Source organism: Oligoflexus sp., assembly GCF_035638955.1.
GTDB lineage: Bacteria > Bdellovibrionota_B > Oligoflexia > Oligoflexales > Oligoflexaceae > Oligoflexus.
Genome location: NZ_DASQYZ010000188.1, coordinates 1 through 19289 on the forward strand (window position 1 = coordinate 1; position 19289 = coordinate 19289).

At 50.2% G+C, this 19289-nt stretch carries 22 protein-coding genes; 10 read left to right on the forward strand and 12 right to left on the reverse strand.

What is annotated here, in order from left to right; all coding sequences use genetic code 11:
* Nucleotides 1-179: 179 nt before the first annotated feature.
* From VE954_RS17605 to VE954_RS17620, 4 genes are read right to left on the reverse strand one after another with little or no spacing between them, the layout of a single operon-like run.
* On the reverse strand, nucleotides 180-884 hold the full coding sequence (locus VE954_RS17605; protein WP_324955108.1) for a class I SAM-dependent methyltransferase: 705 nt from the start codon (nucleotides 882-884) through the stop codon (nucleotides 180-182).
* 38 nt (nucleotides 885-922) lie between these two features.
* Complete coding sequence (locus tag VE954_RS17610) at nucleotides 923-1867, reverse strand: HipA domain-containing protein (RefSeq protein ID WP_324955110.1); 945 nt, start codon at nucleotides 1865-1867, stop codon at nucleotides 923-925.
* On the reverse strand, nucleotides 1860-2138 hold the full coding sequence (locus VE954_RS17615) for a HipA N-terminal domain-containing protein (RefSeq protein ID WP_324955112.1): 279 nt from the start codon (nucleotides 2136-2138) through the stop codon (nucleotides 1860-1862). The genes VE954_RS17610 and VE954_RS17615 overlap by 8 nt, the downstream gene beginning before the upstream one ends.
* A gap of 10 nt (nucleotides 2139-2148) precedes the next feature.
* Nucleotides 2149-2403: a helix-turn-helix domain-containing protein gene (locus VE954_RS17620; protein WP_324955114.1), complete on the reverse strand. Its 255-nt coding sequence runs from the start codon at nucleotides 2401-2403 to the stop codon at nucleotides 2149-2151.
* A gap of 315 nt (nucleotides 2404-2718) precedes the next feature.
* Between VE954_RS17620 and VE954_RS17625 the strand changes: the two genes are divergently transcribed.
* From VE954_RS17625 to VE954_RS17635, 3 genes are all read left to right on the forward strand, one after another.
* Nucleotides 2719-3348, forward strand: coding sequence for a hypothetical protein (locus VE954_RS17625; RefSeq protein ID WP_324955115.1), 630 nt, complete (start codon nucleotides 2719-2721; stop codon nucleotides 3346-3348).
* A 26-nt stretch (nucleotides 3349-3374) separates the two neighbouring features.
* Entirely contained in the window at nucleotides 3375-3845 is a 471-nt protein-coding gene (locus VE954_RS17630) for a hypothetical protein (protein ID WP_324955117.1), read from the forward strand.
* 194 nt (nucleotides 3846-4039) lie between these two features.
* Entirely contained in the window at nucleotides 4040-4924 is an 885-nt protein-coding gene (locus VE954_RS17635) for a hypothetical protein (protein WP_324955119.1), read from the forward strand.
* 84 nt (nucleotides 4925-5008) lie between these two features.
* Here the strand turns inward: VE954_RS17635 and VE954_RS17640 are convergent, their stop codons facing one another.
* The 4 genes from VE954_RS17640 to VE954_RS17655 form a co-directional block, all read right to left on the reverse strand.
* Nucleotides 5009-5440 (reverse strand): SRPBCC domain-containing protein, encoded by a 432-nt coding sequence (locus tag VE954_RS17640; RefSeq protein WP_324955121.1) that lies wholly within the window; start codon nucleotides 5438-5440, stop codon nucleotides 5009-5011.
* Between the two features lie 58 nt (nucleotides 5441-5498).
* Entirely contained in the window at nucleotides 5499-5864 is a 366-nt protein-coding gene (locus tag VE954_RS17645) for a DoxX family protein (RefSeq protein ID WP_324955123.1), read from the reverse strand.
* 62 nt (nucleotides 5865-5926) lie between these two features.
* Entirely contained in the window at nucleotides 5927-6439 is a 513-nt protein-coding gene (locus VE954_RS17650) for a DUF1801 domain-containing protein (RefSeq protein WP_324955124.1), read from the reverse strand.
* Nucleotides 6440-6496: 57 nt separating this feature from the next.
* Nucleotides 6497-6853: a cupin domain-containing protein gene (locus tag VE954_RS17655; RefSeq protein ID WP_349263830.1), complete on the reverse strand. Its 357-nt coding sequence runs from the start codon at nucleotides 6851-6853 to the stop codon at nucleotides 6497-6499.
* A 292-nt stretch (nucleotides 6854-7145) separates the two neighbouring features.
* Here VE954_RS17655 and VE954_RS17660 point away from each other — a divergent pair, with 292 nt between their 5' ends.
* Together VE954_RS17660 and VE954_RS17665 are read left to right on the forward strand one after the other, a co-directional pair.
* Entirely contained in the window at nucleotides 7146-8045 is a 900-nt protein-coding gene (locus VE954_RS17660; RefSeq protein ID WP_324955128.1) for a serine protease, read from the forward strand.
* A 136-nt stretch (nucleotides 8046-8181) separates the two neighbouring features.
* The gene (locus VE954_RS17665) at nucleotides 8182-8376 is read left to right on the forward strand and encodes a hypothetical protein (protein ID WP_324955130.1); all 195 of its coding nucleotides are present in this window, start codon (nucleotides 8182-8184) and stop codon (nucleotides 8374-8376) included.
* Between the two features lie 24 nt (nucleotides 8377-8400).
* Here the strand turns inward: VE954_RS17665 and VE954_RS17670 are convergent, their stop codons facing one another.
* On the reverse strand, nucleotides 8401-9021 hold the full coding sequence (locus VE954_RS17670; RefSeq protein WP_324955131.1) for a hypothetical protein: 621 nt from the start codon (nucleotides 9019-9021) through the stop codon (nucleotides 8401-8403).
* Nucleotides 9022-9134: 113 nt separating this feature from the next.
* Nucleotides 9135-9731, reverse strand: coding sequence for a hypothetical protein (locus VE954_RS17675; protein WP_324955133.1), 597 nt, complete (start codon nucleotides 9729-9731; stop codon nucleotides 9135-9137).
* 364 nt (nucleotides 9732-10095) lie between these two features.
* Here VE954_RS17675 and VE954_RS17680 point away from each other — a divergent pair, with 364 nt between their 5' ends.
* A complete protein-coding gene (locus VE954_RS17680) occupies nucleotides 10096-10659 on the forward strand; it encodes a hypothetical protein (RefSeq protein ID WP_324955135.1) in 564 nt (187 codons plus the stop codon).
* Between the two features lie 133 nt (nucleotides 10660-10792).
* Nucleotides 10793-12595 (forward strand): hypothetical protein, encoded by a 1803-nt coding sequence (locus VE954_RS17685; protein ID WP_324955137.1) that lies wholly within the window; start codon nucleotides 10793-10795, stop codon nucleotides 12593-12595.
* Nucleotides 12596-12602: 7 nt separating this feature from the next.
* On the opposite strand, the gene VE954_RS17690 is transcribed toward VE954_RS17685, so the two are convergent.
* Both VE954_RS17690 and VE954_RS17695 read right to left on the reverse strand, forming a co-directional pair.
* Entirely contained in the window at nucleotides 12603-13592 is a 990-nt protein-coding gene (locus tag VE954_RS17690) for a hypothetical protein (protein ID WP_324955139.1), read from the reverse strand.
* A gap of 143 nt (nucleotides 13593-13735) precedes the next feature.
* On the reverse strand, nucleotides 13736-14521 hold the full coding sequence (locus VE954_RS17695) for a transporter substrate-binding domain-containing protein (protein ID WP_324955141.1): 786 nt from the start codon (nucleotides 14519-14521) through the stop codon (nucleotides 13736-13738).
* A gap of 240 nt (nucleotides 14522-14761) precedes the next feature.
* Here VE954_RS17695 and VE954_RS17700 point away from each other — a divergent pair, with 240 nt between their 5' ends.
* The 3 genes from VE954_RS17700 to VE954_RS17710 all read left to right on the forward strand — a co-directional run.
* Nucleotides 14762-16774 (forward strand): PP2C family protein-serine/threonine phosphatase, encoded by a 2013-nt coding sequence (locus VE954_RS17700; RefSeq protein WP_324955143.1) that lies wholly within the window; start codon nucleotides 14762-14764, stop codon nucleotides 16772-16774.
* 217 nt (nucleotides 16775-16991) lie between these two features.
* On the forward strand, nucleotides 16992-17372 hold the full coding sequence (locus VE954_RS17705; RefSeq protein ID WP_324955145.1) for a hypothetical protein: 381 nt from the start codon (nucleotides 16992-16994) through the stop codon (nucleotides 17370-17372).
* Nucleotides 17373-17385: 13 nt separating this feature from the next.
* Nucleotides 17386-19289 (forward strand): hypothetical protein (locus VE954_RS17710; protein WP_324955146.1); only part of this gene is annotated, 1904 nt, incomplete at its 3' end.

A 19289-nucleotide genomic window follows, 5' to 3' on the forward strand; every position in this document is an offset into this window, starting at 1 on the left:
AGAAAGGCCGAAAGTGTGTCGCGTCCCATGACAAGGCCGCAGGACCCGCACGAGTGCGTGCGTTCACTCAGGGCTTTCTTCCTCACTTCACCACAAAGACAGGTTTGCGACAAACGCGTATGAAAAGTGTTGATCAGTTCCCTACGACCTCCGAGCACTCAAGGGGCGCTTACGCAATTTTAGGCCTTTTTCCTGCAATACCAAGCTCGCATAATCATCGATTGGAAAAATTGAACAGGCGAATCAAAGCCATTTGCTTTCAGTAAATCCTCCGCCTTCTCGGGCGATAAGACTGAGAGATGTTCTCGAAACATTTTGGGAATCGTTTGGATTTTTTGCTCTTGGGCACCTGTTAATCGAATGACGGATTTCCACTTCTCAAGGTCGTCTTCGACCTGATCCGATGACCAATCAAAACTCAATTCCGCAACGATGAAGTATCCTTTCGGCTTGAGGCGCTTCGCTGCGCCATTCATGATTTTTTGTCTTTCTTCTTGGGGTGTGTGATGGGTTACGAGAATACAAAGAGCGGCATCAAACGTTTCCTCGCTTGGAAGACTTTGGACGTACCCATGAATGAACTCGCATCGATCAACCAGACCAAACGTCCCGAGGCGATTCCGACAAACTTCCAACATTTCCGCGGAAGGATCAACGGCCGTAAAAGTAAACCCAGGGTAGGTTTCGGCAAGTTTGATTATCTCAGTTCCTGTTCCCGCACCAATGGAGAGGATTTTGGAATCACTCGGTAACCCGTTTAACACGGCTTTTATCAAGAAGTGCAGATTGTCGTAAATTGGAGGCATTGGAAGATTGTTTTTGTCGTAATGGGACGCAGTGTCTTTGCCAAAAAATTCTGGTTTCGAAGATTTTTCCGAAGTCATCGCATGGATCTCCGCGGGGCATGCCCGGTCGATTACGTTTAGCCGTCCCTGATGTCGAGCTGAAGTACTTTGGCTCTGGATTCGACCACTTCTCTATATTTACCCTGAAATTCTTTGGAAAGAAAACTTTTATCAATGCATTCAAACCATTGGGGGATATCCTGAGAAAAACGCTGGAATTGTTCGTCAATCACTTTGCTTTCCAGCTTCAAGCGTTCGCGGCCAAAATAGTTGACCAGGATGTTTCTGGTGAAGTTTTTCTTTTTTCCATTCAGGGTCAGAGCCATTTCCTCTGCCGGGTGGCGCAGGGCTATTGAAGAGTTAACAAAATCATAAACTGGGGCCAGACGCACGATATCATCAGTTACGATGACGGAAAAATTTTTCAAATGCATATCTTCGTTGCCAACGAGGTAGTTGAAAATGGTCCTTCGAAAAAACTCAGCTTTTTCAATGACCGGAAAGGTACAGTACTGTTCGATGATCGACGCGACCCGCTCCATGCTGTAATTGTATTTTGTGGCCCTGCTTTCTCCAGCAAGTTGAGCAAAATCTTCAACAGCGATGCGGCTAGAGCGGCCTTTTCGATCAAATCTTTCTATGAAGTACACGAGGCTTTGATCCTTCGCATAGACCAGGCCATGTTTCGGCACATTCATGCCTGAGACTTCTGCGAGGCGCATAGTCAAATCTTCATTTTCCGGAAGCTGATGGAACATGTTCGATTGTGGCTTCAGTATATATTTACCGCCATAATCGACAATTTCAAAACGAGATTCTTTGATACTGAGGATCGCACTCACCTTGGGTTGCACGCCCTGGATAGACATCCTTGAGGCCCTTTGCAGAGCCTCGTCTCGCAGGTCTTTGGCATCGAAGGGCAAGTCTTCAAGGCGGGAAAGCTTGCTAGAGATCCTTTTGAGACCTGTGTCGGAATATTTTGCAGAACCGCAGGGTTCATAGGTGATTGGACATCTATTCATCGTCGGCGTCTTCTTTCACTGTGACAGCTCCCACCAGATCCGAGCCAACGGCGACGAGCTGAGAGAAGTAATCATCAGCGTCAATCTTTCTGATCTTCAATAGACCTTCGAGCTGAAGGCCTTCGGGTAAAAGCCCATCGAAGAAAGGTGGAAACTTTGTGAAGAAAAATTCTCTTTCATTGAGGGGCATAGAGAGGGAAACAGGAGGGCCCGTGTACGTATCATGATATTTAAAGTGATAATCCCGGCCTCTGTGCCGTTCTTCGAGCACGCCAGCCTCTTTATTTTGGACGAATATCCTCGCTCTCTTCACGCTTTTGTTCCTCATATGCTTTCATAAGCGGGCTTGCGAATTTTACGTCGATGTTGAGGACTTTAAGCACTTTGATGAGAGTATCCATGCGAGTGCTTTTGGTTTTATGTTCCATATCGTAAACAGCGGCTTTGCCGATACCAGCGAGGGTAGCCAATTCCAACTGAGTTAACCCACTTTTTTGGCGATGATATTTTATGATGGAGCCAATTTCTTCCAGCATCTCAGTGTCCTTGTCTCATTCATATGCCTTGATTTACTGCTAAAGCAGTAAATTTGGTCTATTTAATCCATTCTATCTCCTTTCGAAGACCTAAATCCACCTATTTTACTGCTATAGCAGTAAAAATAAGTAAAAATCAAGGATTTGGGCTATTGGGCGTATAAACATACCATTTTTTACTGCTATAGCAGTAAAAAATGACAGAGATAACTCATCTGGACTCGCCCGCTCATGGGCCTCTTGCGCAGGTTGGACATGGAATTCATATTCAAGTTAGGAAGTATTTGCTCAAAAAAATATTTGGAAGATATTCAAATGAACAAACGCAAAGTAACTGTTGCAGTTTTCATCGCCGGGTTCGCTTTGTTTGGAATATGGGTGGGATATCTCTACAGATATTCAATTGTGGGACAGCGTCTTTTCATGAATCTGTTTGATGGGATGCCGCCAAGGGAAGTCGAAAAGGTTCTGGAATTGGAACTAAAGACTTTGGCGAGTCTCGGAAACGATGAAAAGTACTTTGACCCTGGGATAAGGGCCGACAATGAGCGTATATATGGTTTAGAAGTGACGCCCAAAATCAAGAAGCGTCTGAGGCAAAGATATTCGTTGATCCGTACCTATAATCTTTTGGCTGGACTTGAGGCCAAATTTTTTGACAATAAACTCTATGGAGTGGATGTCTATATAGTCATGAAAGACAAAGAACAGGGTGTCTTCAGGAAGCAATGCTCTGACGTGGAAACAGAATACAAGAAGCAGTTTCCCGTCTGGGAAAAAAAGAGTCTTGAGGCGCTTAATGGCGGCTATGGATTGAGCACCGAGTCCCAATCACTCCATGCATTCATGATGTGTGATATCGTAAATCAGACTATTACACTAAGCGCAAATGTTAAGGATGTGTTTATAAAGGAGAGACGCTCCCAATCGGCAGAGCATCCATGATCATACAGCTGACATAGGGAAGATTAATGCGTAAAAAGTTGCTGTTCATGGTTAGCCTTGAGTTAATCAGTACCACCTGTCTGGCAGAATCCAACTATCGATTGCTTGATGCCGAGTCGTCTCATAGTCCGGTCTATGATGACAATATCCAACTCGTTGGCCACGGACGCGCCAGGGGAACTGGAACTCCCACGGGATCCTGGAAGAAGCCTTTGGGAATTACCATTATAGTGGTTGGATCCGTAGTTGGTGGGTTATTTGCTTTGTATTCTTTAGGTACATTACCGAGTGAATGCGATGAAAACTATGATGCTGATAGTCCAGAATTAAAGGAATGCCAAAAAGGATCAGATGAAGCTATGTTAGGTTTTTTTGGTGGCTTGGCTTTGGTGGGAGCGAGTATTGCTGGTGGGGTTGTGCTTATAAAAATGTCACGCCAGCGCTCAACCGTCACGAAGGATCATGATCTATCCCTTCAATGGACTTATGCATTCTAACTCTTGTAAGAGAAGCCCCTCCCTCGGACAGGCTTCATTTCTTACCGGTAGGTAAAGTCTTAAAAAATCTAATATTATCTGTCTGTTAATCCACACCTTCCTAATTCCCTCAAAATTAGTGCTCTAGGTATTTATAGATGCCCCCAAGATTCCGACAACAAATCTGGAGTCTTTAACCTCAAATGGGTACTACTATGAATTCGCTGTTTATACTGGTTGTCGCCGCCATACTCTCGAGTCCGGCCTTGGCCGAAACGGTGAAGTTAAAAAACGGGACCGTATTAAAAGGCGTCATCGTTGAAATGAATCAAAACGATCTCATCATCGATACCGCTGAAATGGGTCGCGTTACAGTCAAACGCTACACGATCCAAAAAATTAGCGACGATGAAGCGACAAACTCGGGTGGCGGCGGAACTGTTATTAATGTTAATAACAGCAACCAGGTTGAGCAAACAAACAGCCAGGTAAACAATCAGAATACAGACTCCGGCAAGGACAAGCCTGAAGCACGCCGCTGGCGTCAAGGTATTCAGGGACGATTCAACTTTGCTCAGGAATCGGTCAACTTCAAACAAAAGAACGAGATCGTCGATTTGCCAAAAAGTTATACCGGCATCAACTGGGATATGATTGGCTTTCGAAGTGAGTCCTGGTGGGCTGTGTACCTGGAAGTTTCATCCCAGAGCATGACTAAAAACGATGTGGACTATAACGTCGGCGGAGGTCTGATTCGACTGGATTGGAATGCAATCAAAAGTGTCAATGGTGATACATTGAGCCTGGCCTACTTCGGCATTGGTGTGGGGAGCGGAGCGTTCGAGGCCGAAACCACGGACATAAACGGGATCAAAACGTCTGTAAAATTTTCCGGATCGCGAGCCAGCTTGCGTTTGGGTTATGACTACTTCTGGGGTAAGTACTGGGGCCTCTCGGCCTTTGCCGCTGCCAATACTGCAACATTTGATAAAGTTACCTACAGAATCGATGGTATTGATGTTGGCGATGAGTCCATGGATAAAGTCTCGGCGAAAAGTACTTCCTTTGGTTTAGGTTTGCTCTATAACATCGATCTTTAATCCCCTTTGACTTGTGGCGAGGCGTTCGGCTGCATGATCAAGCGCCGGCGCCATACTCCATCCCAGCCTTTGAGATCAGGCTTGTTACCCACCACCAGGATTACGTAAAACCTCAGCTGCCAGGCGCTCAAGGTTCTGCTCGTTGGCAGGAACGACGATGTGTTCTATGCGACTGGCAACGGCTGCACTTTCGAAATCCTGCGACCAGGATACGAGCGTCCCCACTTTCGACGAAGCCAGAGTAATGGTTAAGCGATACTTGGGTTCCGAGGCGTGTTGAACAACGACCTTCTTCGGTGCTTCTATTTCTGCAAACACATTTTCGTTTGGATAGTTTTTGCCGTCTGGTCCGTGCATGGTGAAGGACCAACGCCCACCATTCTTGAATTCGCAGACATCGAATGTATTGGTAAAACCGGCGGGTCCCCACCATCGAGCCAAGCGTTCAGCATTGAACGCTGCAAAAACTTGTTCGACGGTTGCCGGGATTTCGCGGGATGTACGGAATGTAGTCATAAGCTGCTCCTCGGGATGACTGAGTTTCCATCTGCCAGCGAAGGCTTACGCTGGACTTTTACGAAGGCTTTCGCACAAATCTTCCATAGACAATGAACGAACAAATCGCAGCCACGACAAGCCAGTAAATCATTGGGCCGTAATTCGTGTCACCGGAAGAGATATGCAGCCCGCAAAAAAGCAGCATCTCCGCGGCTATCAAGCCCGCCGCGATAGGCGCGAGGATGGTGAAGCGCTTATTGAGAGCCGGGAGCACCAGGCCCACGCTGCAAAGAATTTCAATGCCGCTCATCCCTAGCCAGACTCCGTGGGGAATCGCGTTCAAGGAAGGAACGGCTTGCTCGGGATTGGAAAATTTCCACACAGCGCCCACCAGGGTATGCAGGGCGAGAAGGATCTGAAGAACCCATAAAAGAATATTCATATTTTACCTCCTTGCAGAAAGTGTAAAGCGTCGCGGTTCGAGGGTCCAGAAGTCATAAATCTTTAGGGTGTGGGTCTTGCGCGCTTGGCGGCAGAGGATGTGTTCAGTGCCACGGCCGCCCGAACGAGAGCTTTCAATGCCTTTTCATCGATCTTCTCACCCTCATGGATATCGATGGCGCGTCTGGTATTGCCTTCAAGGCTGGAGTTGAAGAGACCTGAAGGATCCTCCAAGGCAGCGCCCTTGGCGAAGGTCATCTTCACGATATTCTTGTATGTCTCACCGGTACAGATAATTCCTGCGTGCGCCCACACCGGAACCCCTCTCCACTTCCACTCTTCGACCACTTCAGGGTCGGCCTGCTTAATGAGAAGTCGAATCCGGGCAAGCGTCTCGCCGCGCCAATCACCCAACTCCTCGATTCTCGCATTGATCAGCTGAGAGGGCGAGTCGCCTCCTTGTCCTGCCTTCGAGGTGGTCGTCTTCTTCGGATTGGTGGTCGCTTTCTTCGGAGCAGTCTTCGCTTTCTTTGGAGCGGTCTTCGCTTTCTTTGGAGCAGTCTTCGCTTTTTTCATGGCTTGAGTCGGTTTCCTTGGAGTTGTTGTGATTCACGCCTTAAGGACTCTTGATCTTCACTTCCCGGCCTTGCCAGGCGGATGATCCGCAAACCACTGAACGATCCCTGGCATGTCTTTTTCAAAACCCCCTGGAATGGAAAAATTTAAAAGACCTGCCCGCTGATCGCTTCTATTTTCAAAATCGTGTTTCATACCCCCAGACGCGATGAGAAAAGCTCCTTTGGGAGCATCGATCCACTTATCATCGAGCAGAAAGCTCATGGTACCTTCAATGACATAGAAAACATCATCTTCATCATGCGAGTGAGGTCCCGGTCCCTGCGTATGAGGCTCCAGCCACCACTCGGAAATGGAATAACGGTCGCTTGTTTCAACGCCATCGGCCTTGAAAACACTGCTGATGCGCCCCATCGGATAGGATCGCCCTCCACCAGGTGGCAGGAATAAACTTTTCTTGCTCAAAAGATCACCTCACAGAGTTTGGAAATCGATTTTGTATTCACTATAACTTTCGCCCCCTGTCCTTCTCCACATCAGATACTCGCTTGCAGGTGATTAGAGCCTCCCTGCTAGTTATATTTGGCGCAATAGAGTCCAAGTTTTCTGAAGTTGGCCAGCCAGTTAATTTTTTTTCCGAACGTGCGAGTATTTCCTAGGCTCATACGTTTAATTATTAGCAAACTGAACTTGGAGAAATATTAACATGAGAAAAAGCTTAAAGATTGCGTCGTTTGTAATGTTAACTGGCTGGACAGTTATGTCAGGTTGCGGTGCTGGTAAGTCTGAGCAGGCCGATAGCAATCTTGATATCGTTGGCGGAGCAGCCCTTTCGCAGTCACTTTATGACAGTCTTTTCCAATCCGTGGCCTCGCTCCAGGCTGATGTCTATTATAAGGCGCCCGGCCAAAACACGGCCAGGCTCATTGAATCAAACTATGCGTTCTGCGGCGGTACCCTGATCGATTCGGATACTGTCCTCACCGCCGCCCACTGTCTCGCGGATATTGGCAAGTACGACGCTGATGGTGTCATGTTTACAAATGTCAGCGTCGTGCTGGGCAGCCGGGTTTTGAGCCAGGCGCCCACGGCCCTCGGCACCCAAAGCAATGCCACAGGTGAACGTTTCAAGGCGAAAAAACTCACCATCCATGAGAACTATCGGAATGATACCAACTCAAATGATATCGCCTGGGTTGACCTGGACGGAACCAGCAGCGTGACACCAACTCCTATCAACAGCAGCAACTCGTTCCCATCGGCTGGCACCAAGACATACGTAGCAGGTTGGGGCGCGACCTCGGAGGGGGGCAATTCCAGCGATACTCTCAAATATACAGCCGTCAACACGCTCAGCAACGACTCCTGCAAAAGCTCGTTGCAAAGCCTACGCGATGCTTCTGGCCGTTCTTTCAGCGAAAAGATCTTTTCCACAACTCTGTGCGCCTATACTAAGTCGACCGATTCATGCCAGGGTGATTCCGGTGGTCCGCTGTTCACCTATGACGGCACCAAATTCACTGTTGCCGGCGTTGTGAGCTGGGGCCTCGGCTGCGCTCGGAACAGCATCCCAGGAATCTATACCCGCGTGTCTGAGTACTACTGAGCATGCAGTTTTCTCGCCTTGATCGGCGACGGGCCCTGGGAATGATCCCCGAATTCTGTGATAATACCAACGCAATTTCCCGGTGAGGGGCCATGAGGCCGCCTCACTATGCCTGTTCAGCAATGAAGGAAAAGCGATGGAAGAAAGCTATTTTGAAGGGACTCTTGTCCTTGAAAAACTTGCCGAGATCGACAAGGTGGACGAATTCTTTGAGGCAATCGACGCGGATGATTTTGGATTGGCCGAACAATTGATGAAAGCTGCCAGGGTCGATTCCATAACGATCGCTCGTGTTCTTCAGAAAATGTCTGAAGCAGATGGTGAGCATTGAACAGGGTCAACGCTCACGCGAGTCTTATTGGAACGTACATTTAAACTCGGCCGTGAGATCCGCTGTGATGCCTGTATCGATCGGATTCCGTGCCGCACCTTCCAGCTGCGTTTGCACCATCTTCGTGCATGAAACTGTCCCCTTGATGGATGGGCTGGCTTCGGTGACCTGAATGCTGCAGCTGCCGGCGTATGTAAAGGGCTTCACGGTAATCGCTTCGCGATGCATGGCATAACCATTCAGCGACGTGGCCGTTGATTTGGACAGAACGGTTGTAGCGACCATACAAGAATCAAACTTGCCCCCCACATCCGTCGTTGAAGTTTTGTTATCCGCAGCCTGGGCACATGTATAGGTTTTGGCTGACGCGCTGTAATCTTTAATAGCAACGGTCAAACTCGGCTTACCAGCACCCTGTGACATAACGACATCGACTCGCCCCGTGTCCGCATTGCGTGCGCACTGCGTAAGGCCGGTGAGTTCATACGTTCCGGCATCGTCGCCCTGGACAGGCGTTAATTTAATCGTGCCATAAACCACAGTCGGCGCTGGGTCGGATTTGCTATCAGAGCCACAGGATGTAAGCAAGGGATGGACTAAAATCATGAGGCTGAAGAGTTTCGTTAGGGAGCTGGAGTTTTTCATGGAATTCTTCCTCGTCACATAAAGGAGCATTGCGCTTCAAAATGACAGGGGAAGGATGCAGGGAGTGCAAGGTTCGACTGGAAAATTTTGCGATCAAGGCGAACTGCGGAATGTCAGATCCATTTCAAACGTAGGCCCGCGAGGATAAACCCGAATTGAAATGTTGAAGTCTTGATGCCGCCATCACCGTCCAAACTCTTATTGCGGATGAACGCACCACCCAGATACCGAAGATTTTTCGCCAAGGGGTAAACGACTGTTGAGGATATTTTGATCGAAAACTCGTCGGATTTCGCATCCGGATTCGGAGGATTCCGATCCGTCCTGCTGCTCGTGTTGAGGCTCAGCCCATTTTCGAGCCCCAGGCTCCCGAGAGTCGAGTAATAATAGCCCCAGGCACCGATCTGCGTGGAATCCTTGGTGCCGGCTCCTTGGCTGCTGGATTGATTCAAACCCAGATCCACACCCAGTTCGATGTTATCGGTGATCATATAGCCTGCCGATACCAAATGATTTCCATCATCAAAGGGATAAAGATAAAGGCCGAGCTTGCCCAGGGTTATACCGATGAAACCATCATCCAAAACCTGGGTCGAAAGATCATTGACCTTTTCATTCGATGAACCTTGAGGCGACTCGGTTTTGATGGAGCTTGTCGTGTATTTCAAAACTGGAATCTGCAGCGAGAATTTTGCCAGAGGAGGTTTCACGACCTCGCCCCAGGCTTGATGAGGGCAGGATGCGCCTAAAACGATAAATGATGTGAGGATGAGTTTAATATTCAATCGTGCACCGCCGCCCTGGGGTTTATGAAGGGCTTATCGGATAATCTTACTAATCTTGTAAGAATGAGTATAAATATAATAATATCAATATATTAACGGGGATCGACGGGCGGAAATTGCTGCACACTATAGTCTGTTAAGATGAGTCATTTGTTCTTTTGAGCTGTTGCTTTCAACAGTCATGTCCCTTCCTGTCCCCTGCGTTGTCTTTGATTTTTTACTGAAGCCGATTACAAACGCTTTATGGAGCTGCGATGCAGCACGAGATCAAACCTCAACTCAAGAGAATATGATGAAACTTGTTCAAACTTTGCTTCTTGCAATCATGGCTACTCAACTTCCTCTCCCTGGCCTTCACGCTATCCATCCAGCCGAAGCTCAAGCCCAGGAGTTTTTCATTTTTGAAAGAGTGGAAGGTAATTTCAAAGACACCTTTAACATCGGCGGCACGAACACGGGCTACTCGGTAGTTCTGGACAACGGCAGCGTCGTTCAAGTGGACCTTCTGTTCAACCAGTTGGATCAGCAATTCCTGGAAGGAGCCCGCGTCCGAGTCTCCGGAATTTACAAAACCGTCAAGGTCCATGGTCGCCACTATAAAGTCCTGGAAGCTGAGAGCGTGGAATTTTTGGAAACGAGCTTGAGCGGGACGTTGCAGATCGCGTTGCCCGGTGGCGGAACCGGTGCCTACTACAGTTTGTTTCTCGAAAACGGAACAGCCGTGCAATTGGACCTGACCACAAACAACCTGGAGCGATCCGCTGAACCTGGCATCGAAGTGCTCGTGAATGGGTACTATAAAACAGTTCAGGGCCGTCAGATCTTTGTGGTCCAAGCCATTGCTGTCCCTTGAATACTCCAGCCCCTGAACGGTCCAACATGGGCCGCTCAGGAAGCTCAACCGGGCAACTCTTTCCCATCCAAAAAATTCCGGAAATGCCGCTAAGCACCGTGGGCCCGAGCATGGGCAGCAAGGAGCGTACGGCATGAAATTGTTCCTGATCCTGTTTTCGGCAGCAGTCCTGCTGAACAACTGTCGGAAAATCAGTCCTGAGTCGGCCAGTTATGGTTACGGCACAGAGCCCGAGCTCACGACCGGGACGGATGCAATTCTGTCCAATCAAACTCCTCTCAATATTCATTCGCCTTTGGGTATGACCCTGGCAGGCTTTGGATCATCCAGTCGTGAATGGCAAACAGTTGATCAAATGCTGCAGGCCGAGGACTGGCAGGAATTCACCTGTGATGCCGGTCCCAACGAGGCGGATGCTCCCGGCACGGGAACCCAGATTCTCGATGCCGAAGGCTGGATCACGCAGCTTCCGCCTAATAAAAATTGTGTTGGAACACGACTCTTTCAAGGCGCCCAAGGCAGCTATCCCAGTGGCCGTTATCTGATTCGCTTTACCGGTGGCGCGACGCTCTCCGTATCCGGTGATGCCAGCAGCGTCACTTCACTGGGAACTGGCCTTGCTGCCTTCGATGTGGCCACGCCTTCGCCGTCCGGAGTGCTGCTGGCGATCAGTTCACTGGCCGCGGGAAATCCGATTCGTGATATTCAGGTGATTGCCCCGGGAGGAGTCTGCGGCAAAACCCTGAGTGAACTCCTTCCCTTTTCTTATTGTCGAACGGATCGCGGCGGCAGCGGCACATGTGCGTCTGGCCTCACCTGTTTTGACTTTTCCAAGGCTGCGATCAATTCGTCAGAAAGCACCGATCTCACCAACTTCGTCACCCTGGTCTCCACCCATCAAAAGGTGTTCTTCCATCCTGTCTTTCTCCAAAGCCTGCGCTCGTACAAGTCGCTGGGATTCAAGGATTGGTTTTTGAAGAAAAGCAATTTTGTGCGGGATCGAGTGGCTCTGGATAGCAACATCGCTCACTTTACTACAGACCATGGGGCACCCTGGGAAGCGATCGTAGCGCTGAGCAATGTCCTGAAGGCAGATCCATGGCTGACCCAACCCGCCAGCATTTCCAATGAGATGCTGCGCGCCAGCGCTTCGTTTTTCAAGACCTGGCTGGATGCAGAACTTGCGATCTATCTGGAATATGGCGGAGAATTTTGGATCGCCGGTTCCGAGTCACGGGATTATATGACCCTGGCGGCTGAGATGCTGAATCTGCAGTCCTATGAAGCATTCTATCTGCAACGACTGTCGACGATGGCCAACGTTTGGAAGTCAGCCTTTGGTGCAGACGCCAGCCGCATTCAGACGGTGGGCCTTGTGAACGCTGCCGATGCTACGATGCCTTCGCGCTTGATGACTCTTGCCAACCAGGTCCCTCCTTTCGCACTTTTGGCTATGTCCGCACGATTCCTCGCCCCTGCTGCGGAAGGAAACGACGATGGAAGTATCAACAGCTTTTTCGATACGCTCAGCGGCGGGTCGGGTGTTACGGCTGAGGAATCAGAATTCGGCCAGGCGAAAAAGCGTATCCAGGATATGGCGGCGGCGGCAACAGCCATCAATCTTCCGCTTCTGGCTTATGGCAGTGGTCCCGCATTCTCGCCTGAATTGACGGCAGATGATTTCAGGGAAATCGCGCGCAATGATGAGCGCACGGGGACTGCGGTATCGCAGAACCTTTCGGTCTGGAAGGAGGCCGGTGGCCGTTTGCTCTTCTATGATAAGAGCGCTGATGATGCTGCCCTTCGAAGCTCCTGGGGTGCGTTACGCTCGCAGCAGGACAGTCGATCGCGCCTGGCTAATGCCTTGCGTGAGTTTATCGAAACCAATCCGTGCTGGTGGGAAGGTTGTTCAGGAGAGACCACTCCAACGCCGTGATTTGGATTCAGCGACTTTTCAGATCGTAGGCAACACTCAAATGGATCGCTTTATCCTGGACGCGATCGGCCCCGCGATTCAGACTCGCCAGGTAACCGAAGACACCACCCAGATGCGCTTCAAACCGTCCCAGCTGCACAGCGAAATCGATGCCAAAGGTCATGGCGGGTTCAGACTGCCAGATGAGTTCACGATCCAGTTCCACCGGAACGCTGATACTATCACCCAGGCTTTCAGCCAGCTTTTCATTGCGATCCTTAAGGGAACCCAGCTGGATTTGACGGTAGTTGAACCAGGGAAAGACTGTAAAGCGCTTCGCCAGGGTTGCGGCCACGTTGATGCCCAGATCGTAGGCTCGCACATCATATTTCAGGCGGGTGGATGAGGGCACCGCAGTCGAATCTGTTCGGGTTCCTTGGGTTTCCTGCACAGCGGAAAGACTGCGTCCGCCCAGAATCAGAGTACCCGCCAACCATTTCGGCAAAGCATTCGAACGCAAGGACACGAATCCATAAAGACCGGCCCCGGTATAGGTCGTCTCACTGTATTGCTCGGTGAAGGATCCTGCGGTCGTATCCGATTCCTGTTCGCGGCTCAGATACTTGACCTGACGTCGCCCTGCCTCGCCTGTGAAACCGACGCCAAAGCGATCGGCCGAGAATGCGATCAAGGGGAATACCGACCAGCCTGTCATCTCCAAACGGTGATCCAGTTCCGTTAGATTCTCCGGTATTTCATCCAGGTCGGGGGCAATAGCCAAGTCGATAATCTGGGTATCGAGAGCGAAGGAAATGTTGTCCCGCTTCGGGGTAATGTGATGGTTAGGCGCCGCGGAAAATAAAGCTGCCTGGTTCTGCCGCTGTTTTTTGTAAGCGTCCTGGAATTCCTGTCGTGCCTGGTTGTTATTGCTGGTTTGACCAAAGGCCGCATAAGGCGTGAGGCAGAGAGTGGCTAACGCCACGGACCAATGACAGCAATGGAATGGAAAGACAAGCATATGGGGCCTTCCATGCCATGATGCAAAAATCTCTTAGATTCATGCTCATGGTTATGGAAGTTATTCGGCATTTTTTTCTGGCTGCATAAGGGCAAACAGGTGTTCTGAAGCTTGGGACAGGCAGGTTGCGGGTCAGCAGTCGCTTAAAAGTCCTCAAGATGATCGTATTTCTTTTTGGCCTTCTTCCCTTCTGGTGAGTTGATGTACTCGCTGCTAAATTTCCAGATTGTTTCCGCCATGGTCTTGTTCGCATTATAGAAATTGTCCGAGAAAATGATGAAATAGCCTCGCGTGTAGAGGACTTTCTCATGCTGTTTGAAGCCCATTTTCTCTTTCAGGCGTTCCACCTGGTTATCATGCACGGCAACCGCGTCCAGCTCCTTGTTCTGCAGGCGTTTGAGCATCGCAGCAACAGATTTGAAGGTCTGGGCTTCGACCCCTTCACTTTTAAGATTGGCGACTACGGAATTGCCTTCGAGAGCGCCGATCTTGAACTTCGCAAGATCACTGATGCGTTCCCCGGTCCAGCTGAAGCTGCTCCCGTTATTGTAAAAAATCGTATAGCCGGCATTCGTGAAGGCATACTGGGGATCCGGCACACCGTTCTTAAGGGGAGGATACGCCCAACCCTTATCCCGACTCACTTCATAGCTCACGGGACCATAGGCATCCACTTCGTTGCTTTCAATCAGTGTCCGACACGCGCGCCTCGTCCGGCGGATGATCTTGATCGGGAGACTCAGCTTTTTTTCCAAATCGTAGATAAAGTCGATCAAAATCCCTGGCGTTTCGCTCTTTTCCGTTCCGGCTTTATTGTAAAAATGGAACGACGAGGATTCATTGGCGCAAAAACGAATCTCGGCAGTGTTGGCGGCGGCCGCTGATTCGAGTGCTATCGATGCAAGGATGATCTGGAGTACCGATTTCATATAAGCCTCAGTTCATAAGCGGAGCTTAACATTCAGTTTACCGAAAGGGCCACGTTCAGGGAAGCTTACGATTCTACCTCTGCCCGCTCAACATGTACCCAACCAGGCAACGCTTTTGGCCTTTATCTGGTTAAAGGCAAATGAACCAACGTGTCTTAATAAGAACGCCGGTGCTCTCAAGTCTGCACGTGGAATTCCGAAATAATAGCACAAGGAAAATCGTGGAAAGGCGGGATCGTTATGCTTCGGATCCCACATGTTTGGAGGTTGCTGTCTCTCCTCTGCGCGCTTTTAACAGGCGCCCAGGGCTTTGCCACGCCCCAGGCATCTCAGGGAATCCTTGACCTCACCTCAGTGGATCTCCGCGCCTCACCTGTGCCTTTGCGTGGAGAATGGACATTTTATCCCAATGTCCTCCTCCGCGCGGCGGACCTTAAATCCGAGCTGCCGCAATCTTATGTACTCCCGACAGGATCGAGCTGGACCAGCCATCCAGGGCTTGAAAACGTGCAGTATGGAACCTATGCGCTTCGTATCCTCCTGCCGCCTCATGAGACCTATCATCTTGGATTGCAGGATGACGTTGGCATCAATTCAGCCTTTGAACTGGAAATTGCCCCGGAGGGTCGAATCATAGCCCGGGCCGGTCGGGTGGCTGATCGCGCGCCGTTTGAAGTCTCCTGGTGGCTACGCAAGGATTTTCCCATACCAGAATACGGACGCAGGCAGCTGGACCTTCTCCTTCGGGTCAGCAGCTTCAACTATGTCTACAAAGGTATCCTGATCCCGCCGAAGATAGGCGAATGGAGCGCGTTGAGTCGCGATACATTTCTGAAAAGCCTCGGAAGCATCGCAGCAGCCTTCACTCTGCTCGCGTTGGCCATTTATCATGCTATTTTGTTTTTCGTTCGTCGTGATGATGCGACGAACTGGATTTTTGCCGTCAGTTGTCTGACCATGGTCTTTCGCATTGTGACGGCGGATCGGGTGATTGAAGGGATTTATCCTGAAGGCCTGGCGATTTACGCCGACGTGAACTACCGTATTCTCTATTCCATGATGGTGGTCTGCTCCTTTCTGGTGTTTCGCTATCTGGGATGCATCATCGAAGGTTTTCCCGACAAGCTCAAATTCCTGCGGCATCCGGCTCATGCAGTCACTCTGGTACTTGCCGTCCTGCCCTTTATGGTGCCGGATTATAGGACTATGCACAGACTGGTGTATGTCTATGAGGGTTATACATGCGTCATTGGCATCTTTGTCTTTAGTCTCCTGATCTATCATGCCTTGCACCATCCTCAGCATCGATTTGAGGCCCGCACGTGTTTGAGTCTGGCCTTGATTTTTGCCGTGGCTTTGGTCAATGACATCGGCTATGCGCACTATGCATGGGACACATTTAATGTCGCATCCTACGGTCTGATCAGTCTTTTCATGGGCCAAAGTATTCTGGTCGCGCGGAAATATCGCAAGGATTTTTCCCTGCGCAAGAATTTGCAGGAATCAAAGGCTGTCCAGGCCGCGTTTTTGCCCTCGCAGGATCAGTTCCCAGGGATCCGTACCTCAAGCTATTACCAGGTTGCTGAAGAACAGGCCGGTGGTGATTTCTATGATCTCAAGCACGACGCCAGGAATCAGCGTTTCTATGCCTTCATCGGTGATGTCACAGGCCACGGCATTGCATCCGCTTTGGTTTCGGGTGCCGCCTCCGGAGCCATTCATGGAACTCTTTCCGTCTGTCAAAATCAGAATTTATCCATGGAAGAGACTTTGAAGGAATTGATGGATGCACTGAACCTGTCGGTGCTTTCAGCGGGTCGGAGGGCGGATCGGCTGATGACGTTTTCCATCGTTGCCCTTGATCTCAGAACGGGTGATGGGCTGTATGTGAATGCCGGGCATAACGCAGCGTTTCTTATTCATGAGGGTCATATCCAAGCGCTTGTCAAAGGTTCGTCACCGTTGGGCTTGCATGAATCGATCCCCTTTGCTCCCCTGCCCTTTCGGATTCAGCCGGGAACCCGTATGTTCCTTTATACCGATGGGCTGACGGAAAACTTTGGTACGGACGATAGAACACTCAAAATCAAAAAATTGACCAGCCTGATCGCTCAGGCTCCCGGTATTCAGCCCGCTCGATCGGAAATTTTGAATTACGCCGCCGGGATTTGGAATCGGACGCCCCCGCAGGACGATTTTACATTTGTCATCCTGGAATGGGATCCGGCCTTGGGACTGCAGGACGCCGCTTAGACTCCCCGGCCTTACCCAGAATTCTGAACATGATGTCCTGAAATCAGGGCAAACCCACAGCCCTAAAATTCTAAAACCTGCTTCAGTCAGCTCTTTCATCCGAACCATGCTCTGGCATGCTTCCTGCGTTATCGCCTTCGATTAATGACATAATGACGAGTTTGGCCAGCATCGTCTGGCAAAAATCGCCAAGAGATGAACGATCGAGGAGTACTTCATGAACAATGTACTGGGGGCCACGCTGCTTTTATTCATGTCCCTGCCGGCGGTGGCAGCGGACTGCATCTCCTATAAGGACGTGGATCGGCTGGGAGAACGCTTCGAGCAGACAGCGATAGCGCAGTCCTACGAACTCAAAAACGGATTCAATGATGCCATCAGCAGCGTTTGGATTCGGGAAGGATATTATGCCGTGCTCAGCACGGATTTAAAGTTTCAAGGCACCAAAATCCATCTTTATGGGTCCGGCATGAGTTTTACCAAAGATGCCTGGCAGTTCGATAAGGGGCAGTCCGCCGACGCAGGCACCTGGTATAACCTTGTGCCTTTTTCTTTTAACGACACAGCCACATCTGTGCTTTGCCTTAAACTCCCATAAAGGAACCGCGTTCATGAAAAAATATTTGAGCCTCATTGGACTGCTGGTCCTCACCCAGCAGTCACCCGCGCGAACGACGAGTTCCATCGTGCTCGGCCAGGCGTCCATCGATTCGACCCTGCTGGAAGCGAGAATGTACAAGGTTATCGGCGACCGCAGTGAAGCCTTGAAGGATCTGCCAAGCAGCTTTCCCGTTATGATCTTCAATCAGAAATCAATCGACGCCAGCGGCGCCACTTCGTTTACACCGGTTGGGTTTGCTGTGAACTGCAAAGGACGGGATCCGCGTGCGGTGGTGAACGCCTTTGGTGAAGCTTTTCTGGATATCGACAATCCCGAGGTCGTCACTGAAGAGGATCTCAATACCCAGTTTCATGTGGCCGAGCAACCCATCCTGCGCTGTGATTCGCTGTACGGTCAGAATCAGGCGAGCCCGATGTTCAGTCAGGTTTTCCGCGTCATCGATCGGGCCGCGAAGAAGTCCTATAGCCTCGTCCGTTTCAATGCCTTCAGTCCCCAGGATAAAAGGCTTTATGAAGTGGCCTGCTCCAACATGCTTGACGCTTTCTGGCGCGAGACAGATTCCGTGAAATCGACCGTGATCCTCAAGGAAAGCCTGAAGGATCTGCCAGGCGCCGATCAACTCGGGGCCCTGCACTGCTATAATACAGCGACACCGATTGCGCCGAACCTCAGCATGGCCACGTTTTCAGAACCTGATGCCGTTTTCGATGCCCGTCTTTATCGGGTGGAGGATCAGGAGCTCGGACTGGTGCGGGTTCTCCTCAGTGGTGGCAGGACCTTCCGTTTGAATTGCGCCTCTTCCGATGCAGAACTGCAGACGGCCTTTGGTTTTCCAGCCACCGGCAAACTGCCGACCATCACCTCAGCGGATGCCGCCTTCAATGACTATATCAGCGGTCAGATGGATCAGCAGCCGGCTCTGAACTGCCCGAGTCTCACCCGTCCTCTTTTTGCCAGTGACGCCTACCACATCACTAATTTCGTCGGGCTGGAAAGCCGAGCGGCCACACGCAATCCTCTCCTGCGGCTCAGTGCGGCTCAGGATGCATTGGTACAATTCAGCTGCGAATCTTCGGTCAATTTCTTTGCCAAAAAATTGGTGGATGAGCTGAAGGCGGAGCCAGCGAAATTGCAGCCCATCACCTGGGAATCGGCTGATTTTCTGGTCAGGACCTATGTTCCGGGTCAGCTCAAAGCACGGCGTTATACCCTCGGCTGCGCGCCCTCCACCTTGCAAATTGCAGACATCAAGCAGATCATTCGTGATGTGCAAGGACGAGAACCTATATCAAGTGAAGTTTCAAGGCATATGAATCAGTGTTCGAGCCAAGGCGAGATTTGTACAAATCCCTGGATGGAGCAAAAAATTGTGGAAAAAGCCGCCGAAACACCCGTGTCGGCATCCCGTGTCATCCATGGAGCCTTTAGCGCTGCACTTGGACGAGCCCCGCAGCCTGAGGAACTGAATCTCTTGTTGCAGAAAACCAAAGCCGGCGGTCCCCTGCGCGTGCATTCGAAGGAATTGGCAGCCCTTTTGAAATCAAGCAAATTTCTGGATCGCAAACTTTTCATAGCAGCCACGGTCCAAGCCACAGGTACGGAATACTTCGGTGACGCCATGGACCTCTGGACATCCAAACAATTCGATAACCCGATCAAGGTTTATACCGCCGATATCTTCAAGGCAGAACTTGAAGCCTATATTAAGGCTCAATTCCTGGACGAGATTATCAAACGAGCCTACGAGGACAACTACTGGTCCGGCATTCAACCCTTTCAGATCAATGCGATGAAACAGAAAATCACGGCCGGGACGGTTAAGGGTCTCTATCAGGACATGGTCACGCTTTTGAGCAAGACAGGTCAGGAATGTGTGACAGTGGCTTCGAACAA